This is a genomic window from Methylobacterium terrae (genome assembly GCF_003173755.1).
Lineage (GTDB): Bacteria > Pseudomonadota > Alphaproteobacteria > Rhizobiales > Beijerinckiaceae > Methylobacterium > Methylobacterium terrae.
Genome location: NZ_CP029553.1, coordinates 88111 through 100102, shown reverse-complemented (window position 1 = coordinate 100102; position 11992 = coordinate 88111). Strand labels below are relative to the sequence as shown.

The 11992-nt window shown below is 72.5% G+C and carries 11 protein-coding genes; 3 read left to right on the top strand and 8 right to left on the bottom strand.

The genetic code is table 11. The features are described 5' to 3' along the window. Positions 1-57: 57 nt before the first annotated feature. From DK419_RS00465 to DK419_RS00455, 3 genes are all read right to left on the bottom strand, one after another. Positions 58-1272, bottom strand: a complete 1215-nt coding sequence (locus DK419_RS00465; RefSeq protein WP_109957360.1) for a histidine kinase dimerization/phosphoacceptor domain -containing protein — start codon at positions 1270-1272, stop codon at positions 58-60. 175 nt (positions 1273-1447) lie between these two features. Next, complete coding sequence (locus tag DK419_RS00460; protein WP_109957359.1) at positions 1448-2308, bottom strand: phosphoribulokinase; 861 nt, start codon at positions 2306-2308, stop codon at positions 1448-1450. Positions 2309-2310: 2 nt separating this feature from the next. Next, on the bottom strand, positions 2311-3147 hold the full coding sequence (locus DK419_RS00455) for a fructose-bisphosphatase (RefSeq protein WP_162561097.1): 837 nt from the start codon (positions 3145-3147) through the stop codon (positions 2311-2313). Between the two features lie 256 nt (positions 3148-3403). Here DK419_RS00455 and DK419_RS00450 point away from each other — a divergent pair, with 256 nt between their 5' ends. After that, positions 3404-4345 (top strand): LysR family transcriptional regulator, encoded by a 942-nt coding sequence (locus tag DK419_RS00450; protein ID WP_109962032.1) that lies wholly within the window; start codon positions 3404-3406, stop codon positions 4343-4345. Here DK419_RS00450 and DK419_RS00445 read toward each other — a convergent pair. After that, positions 4327-5463 (bottom strand): HD domain-containing phosphohydrolase, encoded by a 1137-nt coding sequence (locus tag DK419_RS00445; protein WP_109957357.1) that lies wholly within the window; start codon positions 5461-5463, stop codon positions 4327-4329. The genes DK419_RS00450 and DK419_RS00445 overlap by 19 nt on opposite strands. A gap of 667 nt (positions 5464-6130) precedes the next feature. Continuing rightward, the gene (locus DK419_RS00440) at positions 6131-6463 is read right to left on the bottom strand and encodes a hypothetical protein (RefSeq protein ID WP_245442771.1); all 333 of its coding nucleotides are present in this window, start codon (positions 6461-6463) and stop codon (positions 6131-6133) included. A gap of 392 nt (positions 6464-6855) precedes the next feature. On the opposite strand from DK419_RS00440, the gene DK419_RS00435 reads away from it, so the two are divergent. After that, positions 6856-7719, top strand: coding sequence for a S49 family peptidase (locus tag DK419_RS00435; protein ID WP_109957356.1), 864 nt, complete (start codon positions 6856-6858; stop codon positions 7717-7719). 6 nt (positions 7720-7725) lie between these two features. On the opposite strand, the gene DK419_RS00430 is transcribed toward DK419_RS00435, so the two are convergent. The 3 genes from DK419_RS00430 to DK419_RS00420 form a co-directional block, all read right to left on the bottom strand. After that, on the bottom strand, positions 7726-8103 hold the full coding sequence (locus tag DK419_RS00430; protein WP_109957355.1) for a hypothetical protein: 378 nt from the start codon (positions 8101-8103) through the stop codon (positions 7726-7728). Positions 8104-8429: 326 nt separating this feature from the next. Continuing rightward, on the bottom strand, positions 8430-9134 hold the full coding sequence (ung, locus tag DK419_RS00425; protein WP_109957354.1) for a uracil-DNA glycosylase: 705 nt from the start codon (positions 9132-9134) through the stop codon (positions 8430-8432). 6 nt (positions 9135-9140) lie between these two features. Further along, the gene (locus DK419_RS00420) at positions 9141-10649 is read right to left on the bottom strand and encodes a bifunctional metallophosphatase/5'-nucleotidase (protein ID WP_109957353.1); all 1509 of its coding nucleotides are present in this window, start codon (positions 10647-10649) and stop codon (positions 9141-9143) included. Positions 10650-10856: 207 nt separating this feature from the next. Between DK419_RS00420 and hemH the strand changes: the two genes are divergently transcribed. Then, positions 10857-11948, top strand: a complete 1092-nt coding sequence (gene hemH / locus DK419_RS00415; RefSeq protein WP_109957352.1) for a ferrochelatase — start codon at positions 10857-10859, stop codon at positions 11946-11948. The last annotated feature ends 44 nt before the right edge of the window (positions 11949-11992 follow it).

Sequence of the window (11992 nt, the reverse complement as noted above, 5' to 3'; positions counted from 1 at the left end):
TCCCGGCGGCTTCTCCTGCCGCGCATCCCCGAGCGGACCGTCGCCGCCGGTGAGCCGTCAGGCCAGCGGAATATCCAGCACGAAATGCGCGCCCGGCCCGCCCGCCGAGGTGCTCAGCCGCCCGTCGAGCTGGCGGATCAGGCTGGCGATGATCTTGAGGCCGAGGGAGCGCTGGCGCATCGAGACGTCGAAGCCCGGCGGCAGGCCGACGCCGTCGTCGCGGACGGCGAGGCGCAGGCCCTCGGCCATCACCGAGAGGGTCACCCGCACCGGCCCGCAGCCCTGCGGATAGGCGTGCTTGACCGCGTTGGTCACGAGCTCGTTGACCACGAGCCCGATCGGGATCGCCTGGTCGGCGCTGATCACCTTCGGGTCGGCCTCGCAGGCGAGCCCGTGGCCCGGCGCCTCCTCCTGGAGCTTTGCCACCAGCTCGCGCAGGAAATCCGCCAGGTCGACCATGCCGAGCTGGTGGATGCCGCGCCAGAGGTGGTCGTGCACCTCCGCCACCGTGGCGATGCGCGCGCCGGCATCCTCGAGGGCGTGGCGCACCTCGTCGGACTGGGCGTCCCGGGCCTGGAGCCGCAGCAGGCCCGCCACCACGCCGAGGCTGTTCTTGACCCGGTGGCTCATCTCCCGGGTCAGCTGGACCTGATGGTCGAGGGCGTCGCGCAGGCGGGCATCGCCCTGGTGACGCTCGACCGCGATGCCGATCAGCCCGGAGAAGCCGGCGAGGAATTCCTGGTCGGCGCGGTCGAAGCCGTGGCCTTCCGCTCCCCAGGCCTCGAGCACGCCGTAGGCGCGCCGGCTCTCGTCGCCGAGCGCGATCGGGACGTTGACCGCGTGCCGGATGTCGGTGCTCGCCAGCGCCTCCGGCAGGTGGAGGCGGGCGCCGTCATGCTCGGTCGCGCCATGCCCGGACCCGATCGGGATGCCGTTGGCCAGCACGCCGGCGCCGGTGCGGAAGGCGTAGGAGGCGGGGGTCGCCTCGTCCGCCGCGCTCACGTCGGTGCCGACGAGGCCGGCCTTCAGGCCGGTGCAGGCCCGGATCACGAAGACGTGGTCGGGCGCGCGGTACTCCAGCACCTGGCAGCACGCGGCGCCGAGGCCCTCGGCGCAGAGCTCGCTGGCGCGCTGGAGCAGCGCGTCGAGGTCGCGGGTCTGCAGCGCCATCCGGGCGAAGGCGCCCAGCAGCGCCTGCTGGCGCAGCCGGTACGGCAGTTCCGCCCGCCCCCCGGCCTCGTGCGCCTCACGGATCGACCCGTCACTCGCCATGGTCACTCGCCACGCACCGGGACCTTCGACAGACGGGGAGCCTTCCCCGGAATGCCTTCTCCCTGGGTGCCTTTTCCCTGAGGCACGTCGGATGGCCGGACTCTTACGCCATCCTGTCGCGAGCACAAGCCGGGAACGCCCGCGCGCAGAACTCGGGCGACCGGCGCTCCCGCGCTTACGGCAGGCGCCGCCGGCGCTCGACCAGGCGGAGGATCATCGGGGTCAGGATCAGCTGCATCGCGAGGTCGAGCTTGCCGCCGGGGATCACCACCGAGTTCGCCCGCGACATGAAGCTGCCGGCGATCATCGAGATCAGGTAGGGGAAGTCGATCCCGCGCGGGTCGCGGAAGCGGATCACCACCATGGATTCGTCGGCGGTCGGGATCCAGCGGGCGACGAACGGGTTCGAGGTGTCGACCGTCGGGATGCGCTGGAAGTTGATGTCGGTGTTGGTGAATTGCGGGCAGATCGTGGTGACGTAGTCGGGCATCCGGCGCAGGATCACGTCGGTCACCGCCTCGGTCGAGTAGCCGCGGGCGGCCTTGTCGCGGTGGAGCTTCTGGATCCACTCGAGGTTGATCACCGGCACGACGCCGATCTTGAGGTCGGCGTGGCGCGCGATGTCGATGCGCTCGTTGGCGAGCGCCCCGTGCAGGCCCTCGTAGAACAGGAGGTCCGAGCCCTCCAGAAACGCCTCCCAGGGCGTGAAGGTGCCGGGCTCGGCCCCGAAGCGCGCCGCATCCTCGGCGTCGTGCACGTAGTGCCGGGTGCGGCCGCGTCCCGAGGCGGCGTAGTCCCGGAACACGGCCTCGAGCTCGGGCAGCAGGTTCGCCCGCTCGGCGAAATGGTTCAGGGTCGGCTCCCGCGCCTCCGCCTCGCGCATCGCCGCCCGGTCGAGGGCGTGGAAGGCGTCGCCCTCGATGAACACCGCGGTCACGCCCTCGCGGCGGAAGATCTGCTCGAAGGTGTTGCGCACCGAGGTGGTGCCCGAGCCCGACGAGCCGGTCACCGACACGATGGGATGGCGGTCCGACACCGTCAGGCCCGCAGCAGCCCGCGGGGCGTGAAGAGCGGCGAGCGGTCGGCGTCGAGCGAGCGGGCGAGGCCCGCGACCTCCGAGACGCAGCCGAAGGCGAGGGGTGTCCCCTGGTGCAGCCCGGCGGCCGGGATGTCGAGGATCGCCCGCCCGCGCGCGTCCGTGGCGGCGCCGCCCGCGCCCTCGATCGCGAGGGCGACCGGGGCCGCGGCGTGGACGAGCCGGACCTCGCCCGCGTCTCCCCGCCGATGCAGCCCGCCGCGGGCGAGCACGCCCTGGGCCGCGGCCGCGAGCGAGAGGGGGAAAGCCTGCGCGCCGGCCCCGCCGCGGGAGCCGGCCTCCGGCACGCGGAGGAGGACCGGCGGCCGGACGGTGCGGCCGCGGGAATCGAGGACCCGCGTCGTGGTCGCCGTCCCGTCGCTCAGCGTCAGGAGGGTGCGCGGGCCGTAGGTGACGAAACCCGCCGCCGCCTGGGTCCGGCCGGGCGCCAGGAAGGCGGCCCGGGGATCCGAGCCGGCGGGCCGCAGGGAGAAGAGCGTGCCGGCCGGCATCCCGCCGTCGAGGTCGGCGGCGCCCTCGAGCGGGCAGAGGGCGAGGACGAGCGCGGCGCCGGGCATCCACGGTTCCGGGTCCGCCCTGTCGTCCCAGGCGATCGCCGCGACCTCGGTCCCCCGCAGGCCCTCCGCGAAGATCCGGCGGACGGCCGCCTCCGGGTTTCCGGGTGCCGCCGCGATCGTCTCGGCCGCCGACGAGGCGGCGCCGGCGAGCGCGGCGAGGACCGGGGCGAGATCCGGATGCCGCCGCGGCGGTCTCGCGTCGATGAGGGCGCTCAGGAGCATGATGCGATCCCCGGGAATGTCCCGCCTTGCCGGAAGTGCCGGTTCGGGGACTTGCCGGATGCCGGCCCGTTCTCCTCCCGGCTCGTTCGTCTGGCCCGTTCTCCGGCAGCTTAGGCGGCGGAGGCGGGATCCGTCATCCTGTTCCGAAGTACGGGATGCGTCCGCGCCGGCCGCGATGTCGGATCGGGTCCGCGCGAATGATCGGCGGCGGGACGGCGCATGGCGCGAGAGGAGGGGGCGCGTGGCGCAGGACCGGATTCGCAACCTCTCGCTCAAGCAGCTCCACGCCGTCGCGGCGATCGCGCGGCTCGGCACCATGACCCGGGCGGCCCAGGAGCTGAACGTGACCCCGGCGGCCCTGACGGCGCGGATCAAGGGCCTCGAGGACGAGATCGGCCTGCTGCTGTTCGACCGGACCCATGCGGGCCTGAAGCCGACCGATGCCGGCCGCGAGCTGCTCTGGGCCATCGACAGCATCGGCACGGTGCTCGAGACCTGCACCGAGCGGCTGCGGACGCTGCGGGGCGGCCATGGCGGCCGGGTCGCCCTCGGCGTGGTCTCGACCGCGAAGTACTTCGCGCCCCGGATCGTCGGCGGCTTCGCGGCGGGTCATCCGGGGGTCGAGATCGACCTCGTGGTCGGCAACCGCGGCGCCACCGTCGAGGCCTTGCGCGACTACCGGGTCGATCTCGCCCTGATGGGACGCCCGCCGCGGGACTTCGCCATCACCGCCGAGCCCTTCGGCCCCCATCCCCTGGTGGTGATCGCCGCCCCCGGCCACCGCTTCGCCGGGCGGCGCGGGCTGACCCGCGAGGAGCTCGCCGAGGAGCCGTTCCTGGTGCGCGAGTACGGCTCGGGCACGCGGACGGTGTTCGAGGAGTTCATGACCGGCCTATTGATCCGGCGCGCCCGCATCGGCATCGACAACGGCTCGAACGAGACCATCAAGCAGACGGTGATGGCCGGCCTCGGCATCGCGCTGATCTCCGGCCACACCGTCGCGGCGGAGGTCGCGGCCGGCCGCCTCGTCCTCCTCGACGTCGAGGGCCTGCCGATCCGCCGCGACTGGTTCGCGGTCCGCCGGGCCGACAAGGTTCTGAGCCCCGCCGGGCTGGCCTTCTGGGACTTCCTCGTGGGGGAGGGCGCCGGCTGGCTGCCGGCCCTGCCGGGCGCGGCCTCTCAGGCCGCCTCGTCCTGAGCCGGCCCCGCCTCCCGGACCGGCACCTCCCGGGGCAGCGCCGGCACCCGGGCCCAGGGCTCGATCCGGAACGGGATGTCGCGCAGGCGCGCCGAGGTGCCGGCGCCGACCGCCACGATGTCGTCCCAGCGCGACAGGAAGGCGGCCACGCAGGCCGGATCGAAGTGGCGGCCGCTCTCCTGCTCGATGCAGGACCGCGCGAGGTCGAGCGGCATCGCCGCCTTGTAGGGCCGCTGCGTGGTCAGCGCGTCGAACACGTCGGCGACGGCGACGATGCGCGCGGCGAGCGGGATCGCCTCGCCCGACAGGCCGTGCGGGTAGCCGCCGCCGTCCCAGCGCTCGTGATGGGCCTCGGCGATCTCGGCGGCGAGCCCGATCAGCTCGCAGGTGCTGCCGCCCAGGATGCGCTTGCCGATCGCCGCGTGGGTGCGGATCAGCGCGAACTCCTCCTCGTCGAGGCGGCCGGGCTTCAGCAGCACGCCGTCCGGGATCGCCACCTTGCCGACGTCGTGGAGCGGGGCCGCCAGGTAGACGCGGCGGCACAGGTCGGCGTCGAGGCCGAGGGCCTCGGCCATGATCTGGCTGTAGCGGGCCACGCGCCAGGTGTGGTCGCCGGTGTCGTTGTCGCGGTACTCGACCGCCAGCGAGAGCCGGAAGATGATCTCGGCCTCGCGCTCGCGCAGCGTGCGCACCGCCTTCTCGACCTCGCCGGCGAGCCAGGACGCCTGATCGTCGAGCCGCCGTACGGCGGCGGCGAGCCGCACCATGTTGCGCAGCCGCACCGAGAGCTCGACGCGCCCGCACCGCTTGTCCAGGAAGTCCGTCGCGCCCGCATCGAGGGCGGCGAGGCGGACCGCGTCGCTCACCTCGCTGGTGATCATCACGATCGGTACCTGGGCGTAGTGCTCGATCATCCGCAGGTGACGGATCACCGCGAGCCCGTCCATCCCGGGCATGTTGTAGTCGACGAGGACGAGGTCGAAGGCGCGCATCCGCGCCTCGTCGAGCGCGGCGAGCGGATCCTGGAAGATCGACGCCACCGCTTGCCGGTCGCGATCCAGGAGCCGTTTCAGGCGGGTGAGCATCGTCCGGCTGTCATCGACGACGAGTACGTCCATCTGCCCATCTCCCGCGGCGCCCGACGTTCGGCCCTGTGCCGATTCCCGCGGCATGGGGAGCCGAGGGCTCCCACGAGTTCCAGGTCAGGATCCGACCTGTTCGTGCGGTGATCCTGAGATTGCCCGATTAACCGTGAGTAAACAGCCGTACAGGATCGTGGCTGCCAGGATCAGAAATCCGGCTGCGTGGCGAACTGGGGCCGTCCGGACCGATGTCGTGATGGGCAGCAAAGACGCAGATTGAGCAAAAGTTGTTCATTTGGACCGATGGGCGAGCGAGATCGCTTCCGCCATCCGAACCGTGTCGGGAAACTGCTCGATCCCCGTGCGACACCATTGTGCCGGTTCGTCGCGTCACGACCCGAAGCACGCGCCGCGCCGAAACCGTTCTTCGCGATTCCCGTTGCTGCGTCGGAACCGGACGATCCTGCGACCGTGCCCCGTGAAACGAGGCCGATCCCAGGAGAGTGTCGACCCTCCGCACCCGGCGGCCCGGCGTGCCAGCCGAGATCTCGCGCGAGATCGCGCGGCGTGGATACGGTCTCTCGGGATCGGCACCGCCCGGGTCCGGGGAGGGGAATGCTGAACCGGCGCCCGGTCGCGATGCGATCGGATGCCGGTTCGCTCGGAGCCGTCCGCACGCGACCGGCGTCGCGGCGAAGCGGCGCTAGAAGAAGAAGCGCGGGCCGTAGATGCGGCGATAATACGGGCGGTAGTAGGGTCGATAGTAACGGCGGTAATACGGCCGATAGGCGCGCCGGTAGTACGGCCGGTAGCCGTAGCGGCGGTAGGGCCGGTAACCGTAGTAGCGCCGATAGGGCCGGTAGCGGTAGTAGCGGCGGTAGTAATAGGCCTTGTCGACCAGGGGAGCGGCGGCGCTGGCCCCGGTCGCGAGGGCGCCGGCGGTGGGCAGGGCCGCGGCGGAGCTGCGGCTGGTGCCGAGCCCGATCCCGGCGACGAGGAGGGTCAGGACCAGGCTGATCCATCGAAGGGCGCGCATGCGGTCGATCTCCTGCGGGCGGCGCGGCACTCACCACCGGCGCCCCGGCTGCGACGTGGACAACGAGGTTCGTTCCCGCCGGCCATGGGTCGGCGGGACGCCCGCCGGACGACCCAGGGGCGCTGGCTGCTGAACTAGACGCACGCGGCTCCGCTTCAATCGATGGACGCGAAAAACTTCAGGTCAACTTGTCGGCATCGGCGCGCTCGCGCCGGACTTCTCGATGCAAGGAGCCGAAACCGAGGCCCGCGCTGGCGGATCTCGCCAATGCCAGGTCTTCCCACCGACATACATGGCCTGCCGGTCCTCGAGGTCCCGCCGGGACCGGGCTCGCTTGCCGGGGCGGGGCGGTCCGCGTACCTGTCGGGCGCCATCGGAGATCCCGCCCCGCCATGCCGTTCCGGCCCCTCGCCGCCCTGCGCGCCCTCCTGCCCGAGCGCTGGGCCCGTCGTTACCCGGTGGTCCCGGTCGTGCGCCTGAGCGGCGCCATCGGGGCGGTCTCGCCCCTGCGGGCCGGGCTGTCGCTCGGAGCCTGCGCGCCGGCCCTGGAGCGGGCCTTCGGCATGAAGGGGATCCGGGCGGTGGCGCTCGTCATCAACTCGCCCGGCGGCTCGGCGGCGCAGTCGCACCTGATCCACCGCCGCATCCGGGCGCTCGCCGCGGAGGCCGGGGTGCCGGTCCTCGCCTTCGTCGAGGACGTCGCGGCGTCGGGCGGCTACATGATTGCCTGCGCGGCCGACGAGATCTTCTGCGATCCCTCCTCGCTCGTCGGGTCGATCGGCGTCGTCTCGGCGGGGTTCGGCTTCACCGGCCTGATCGAGCGCCTCGGCGTCGAGCGCCGGGTGCACACCGCCGGCAAGGCCAAGGCGATGCTCGACCCGTTCCGGCCCGAGAATCCCGACGACGTCGCCCGGCTGAAGACCATCCAGGCCGACGTGCAGGCGATGTTCACCGAACTGGTCACGAGCCGCCGGCCCGGCCTCAAGGGCGACCCCGACGACCTCTTCTCCGGCGCGGTCTGGACCGGCCGCCAGGGCCTCGCGCTCGGCCTCGTCGACGGCCACGGCGACGTCCGCTCGGTCCTGCGCGCCCGCTTCGGCGAGACGGTCAAGCTGCCGCTGGTCGAGCCCGTCCGCGGCGGCCTCCTCGCCCGCCTGCTGCGCCGGCGCGAGCCGGGGGCGGTCGGCCTCGCGGCGGTCGAGGGCGCGCTCGCGGTCCTCGACGAGCGCGCCGCCTTCGCCCGCTACGGCCTGTAGGGCGGGCTACGGCGCCGCCCCGTCCCGCAGGCTCGCCGGCAGCTGCGTCAGGCACAGGATCTGGTCCTGGCGCTCGTAGGTCTCGCGCTCGCGGATCGCCCGCTCGACCTCCTCTGTGCCGGCGCTCGAGTAGCGCAGGCCGAACGGGATCGAGCCGTCCTTCGGGTAGGTGGCGAGCTTGCGCCGGGTCTCGGCCCGGCAATAGGCGACCCAATCCTGCGACAGGCCGAGCCGGTGGGCGAAGTCGCTCACCGCGACCCCGACCCGCCTCTGCGCCTCGCGTTCGCTCCGGGCGAGCGCCCGGTCGTCGAGGCCGTTGATGAGCCCGCTGACCACGAAGCCGAGGGCTACCGCGATGCTCATCAGGACGAACAGGCTGCGCATGCGGGGGCCTGCTCCCTCGTGAGGCGGCGTGGGCGGTAGGTGTCGCGCGGGGAGGGGTTCGGCAAGGCGGGGCGTGGCGGCGCGACGGATCGCGCCGCCGTCTCCGACGGGTCTCATACCCTCGCGCCTTGGCATCGACACGTCGATGCCAAGGCGTCCGGCGCATCAGCGCCGACGCCCATTCGGGCTTAGCCAGCGCCTTGGAACGGGTCCGTTCCAAGGCGCGGCGGTACCAGTCCCTTCCGCATCGTCCCGGAACTCGTCCGTGGACAGGCCCGGGATGACGCGGAAGGTGTCAGCATTGCCGGGGGAGCGCGGGAAGTTTGTTACGTCAACCGCCAGTCGATCGGGTCCAGTCCCTTCTCCTCCAGCCACGCATTGGCCTGCCCGAAAGGCCGGCTCCCGCGAAAATCCGCTTTCCGGTTGAGGGGCGAGGGATGGCCCGCCTCCAGCACCAGATGCCTGTCGCCGTCGATCAGCGCGGCGCGCTGGCGGGCCGGCGCGCCCCAGAGCAGGAAGGCGACCGCCGGGCGCATCGACGAGACCGCCGATACCGCCTGGTCGGCGAGCGTCGACCAGCCGAGCTTCATGTGGGCGCCGGACTTCCCCGCCTCGACGGTCAGCGCCGAGTTGAGCAGCAGCACGCCCTGCCGTGCCCACGAACTGAGATCGCCGGTGCGCGGCACGTTCGTCCCGGTCTCCTCCGCCATCTCGGCGAGGATCACCTTCAGCGAGGCCGGCAGCCGGCGCCCGCCGACATACGAGAAGGCGAGGCCGTGGGCGTCGCCCGGGGTGGGGTAGGGGTCCTGGCCGAGGATTACCGCACGGACCCGATCCAGGGGTGTCAGGGTCAGGGCGTTGAAGATGTCCTCGGGCGCCGGCAGCACCCGGGCGCCGGCCTCCCGGCGGGCATCGACCGCCTCCGCGACCCGCTCGGCGCTGCCGTCCTGGAAGAACGGCAGGGCGAGCCAGGGAGAGCGGCTGGCGCGGAAGCGGGCGAGGGCGCCCGCCACGGACTCGTCGGTCGGCATCGAACCTCAGGGGCGGAGGGTGAGGCGCCCCGTCGCGACGGTCAGGGGCGCGTGGGCCCGGATGTAGGACATCACCACGTTGGCGACGAGCGTGCCGTCGGTGGCGCCGACCAGGGTTCGTCCCTCGGCGAGCATTCCGTAATCGTTGCCGCCGGCGAGCATGAAGTTGTTGGCCGCGACCGTGTAGGTCCGGGCCGGATCGAGGAGTGCGGCGCCGACGCGGACCTCGGTGACCCGCTTGCCGACCGGGGCGGCGGCATCGACCGTGACGGTGATGCCTGAGATCTGCGGGAAGCGGCCAGCGGAGCGGCCGATCTCCGACAAACCGTTCTCGAGGGCGGCGCGCACCTGGGCGCCGGTGATCTTGACCAGCACCGAGGTGTTGCCGAACGGCAGTTCGGTCAGCACGTCGCGGCGGGTCAGCTCGCTGTCGGCCGGATAGGTCCGGTTGCCGCGGATGCCGCCGCCATTCATCAGGCCGATCTCGGCCTCGGCGGCGTGGCGGAGCGCATCCGCCACGAGATCGCCGAAGGCCGCCTCGCCCCGGCGCACGACGTCGATGCGGGTGTCGAGGGGATTGGTCACCCGGCCGAGCGGCACGTCGAGCTCGCGGGCAAGCTCCGCCTCCTGGCGCTCGACCACCGCCAGCACCTCGGGGTCGGGCTCGATCCCGGCGCTGTCGTGGATGCGGAAGGCGGCGCTCCAGGTCAGCGCCGTGCCCGCCCCTTCCGCCTTCACGTCGATGGCGGTGACGGACTCGGCGTCGTGGCCCGATTCCGCGAAGACCGTGCGGCCGTCGTAGCGCAAGGCCAGGTCGTGGTCGTGGCCCGAGAGCACGATGTCGGCGTGGCGGCTCGCCACCAGGGCCTCGTCGGTCGCCCGGTCGGTGTGGCAGACCGCCAGCACCATCTCGGCGCCCACCGCCCGTAGGGACGCCGCCTCCCGGGCGAGGGTCGCGACGGCGGGTCCGAAGGTCCAGTCGCCGGATTGCGACTTGGCCGGCGTCTCGGGGAGCGCGATGCCGACGATGCCCAGCTTGACCCCGCCGATCGTCAGGATCGTCGAGTCGCTGGTACCCGGCACCGGCGTGCCGTCGGGCCGGCGCAGGTTGGCGGCAAACACCGGAAAGTTCGCGGCGCGCATCCGCTCCAGATAGACGTCCTGCCCGAAATCGAATTCGTGGTTGCCCGGCACGAACACGTCGGGCCTGATGAGGTTGGTGAGCTCGATGATGTGGCGGCCCTTGTCGATGCCCGACATCAGCGAGGGCGAGAGCGTGTCGCCGGCGTGGCAGACCAGGACCGGCCGGCCTGTCGCCCGCTCGGCCTTGACCACGGCCGCGAGCTTCGGGAATCCGCCGCGGCCGTCGAGTGCGCCCATGCGGTAGATGTCGTTGACGAGGACCAGGGTGAAGCCGACGTCCGGCGCCCGCGCGGCGGCCGGACCGCCGGCGAATCCCGCGAGACCGGCACCGAGGCCGAGGGCGAGGGTCTGGCGGCGGCTGGGCGAGGTCATGCGGGGCTCCAAGCGGGCCGAGGGCGCCCGGGACGGATATGTCTCACGGTCATCTTGACCGTTGGATGTCGGTGGCGCACCGCGGTGCAGCGTCACGACGCGTTGGTTCGGGCGCACGTTGCGCTCTATAAGCGGCCACCCGACGCGAAGACAGACGGGCCCGGGCGCGCCATCCTCCGGGCCACCAGAAGAGCAGACCGGACGACCATGAACGAGGTGACCCCGAACGCCGCGCTCGCCCGCGGCGCCACCCCCGTCGCCCCAACGCCCGCGGGCCAGGCGGGCGCCCTCCCGGCCGGCCACCCGGCGGTGCGCTGGGGCCGGGTCGGCGTGCTCCTGATGAATCTCGGCACGCCGGAGGGCACCAGCTACTGGCCGATGCGGCGCTACCTCAAGGAGTTCCTGTCCGACCGGCGGGTGATCGAGGTGCCGCGCGCGATCTGGTGGCCGCTCCTCAACCTCGTCATCCTGACCAAGCGCCCCGGCCCGAAGGGGCGCGACTACGCGTCGGTCTGGAACAACGAGCGCGACGAGGGCCCGCTCAAGACCATCACCCGCGGCCAGGCCGAGAAGCTGCAGGCGGCGATGGGGGACCGCGTCGTGGTCGACTGGGCGATGCGCTACGGCAAGCCCGAGGTCGACCAGCGCATCCAGGCGCTCCTCGACCAGGGCTGCGACCGCATCCTCCTGGTGCCGCTCTATCCGCAATACGCCGCCGCGACCTCGGCCACCGCCTGCGACCAGGCCTTCCGCGCCTTGATGAAGATGCGCTGGCAGCCGACCGTGCGGGTCTCGCCGCCCTACCACGACGACCCGGTCTACATCGAGGCGGTGGCGAGCGCGATCCGCCGCGACCTCGCCGCCCTCGACTTCGAGCCCGAGGTCATCCTGACCTCGTTCCACGGCGTGCCGAAATCGTACCTGATGAAGGGCGATCCCTACCACTGCCAGTGCGTGAAGACCGGCCGGCTGATCCGCGAGGCGCTCGGCTACTCGCCCGAGCGGATGCGCACGACCTTCCAGTCGCGCTTCGGCAACGAGGAATGGCTGAAGCCCTATACCGACGAGACCGTCAAGGAGCTGGCGGCGCAGGGCGTGAAGCGCCTCGCCATCGTGGCGCCGGGCTTCACCGCCGACTGCCTCGAGACCCTCGAGGAGCTCGACGGCGAGAACCGGCACTACTTCGAGGATGGCGGCGGCACGCACTTCGCCTACCTGCCCTGCCTCAACGACGGCCCGGAGGGCATGCGGGTGATCGAGCACGTCGTCGCCCGCGAGCTGAAGGGCTGGGTCGACTGAGCGGTGGACCGGTCGCCGCGCCCGTCGCGGCGGGCCGGCGTCCG

Coding starts and splice junctions, on each gene's coding strand:
- hemH (WP_109957352.1), top strand. CDS start 10,857: ATGAACGAGGTGACCCCGAACGCCGCGCTCGCCCGCGGCGCCACCCCC.
- DK419_RS00455 (WP_162561097.1), bottom strand. CDS start 3,147: ATGCTCCTGAGCGCCCTCATCGACGCGAGACCGCCGCGGCGGCATCCG.
- DK419_RS00445 (WP_109957357.1), bottom strand. CDS start 5,463: ATGGACGTACTCGTCGTCGATGACAGCCGGACGATGCTCACCCGCCTG.
- ung (WP_109957354.1), bottom strand. CDS start 9,134: ATGCCGACCGACGAGTCCGTGGCGGGCGCCCTCGCCCGCTTCCGCGCC.
- DK419_RS00465 (WP_109957360.1), bottom strand. CDS start 1,272: ATGGCGAGTGACGGGTCGATCCGTGAGGCGCACGAGGCCGGGGGGCGG.
- DK419_RS00430 (WP_109957355.1), bottom strand. CDS start 8,103: ATGCGCAGCCTGTTCGTCCTGATGAGCATCGCGGTAGCCCTCGGCTTC.
- DK419_RS00435 (WP_109957356.1), top strand. CDS start 6,856: ATGCCGTTCCGGCCCCTCGCCGCCCTGCGCGCCCTCCTGCCCGAGCGC.
- DK419_RS00420 (WP_109957353.1), bottom strand. CDS start 10,649: ATGACCTCGCCCAGCCGCCGCCAGACCCTCGCCCTCGGCCTCGGTGCC.
- DK419_RS00440 (WP_245442771.1), bottom strand. CDS start 6,463: ATGCGCGCCCTTCGATGGATCAGCCTGGTCCTGACCCTCCTCGTCGCC.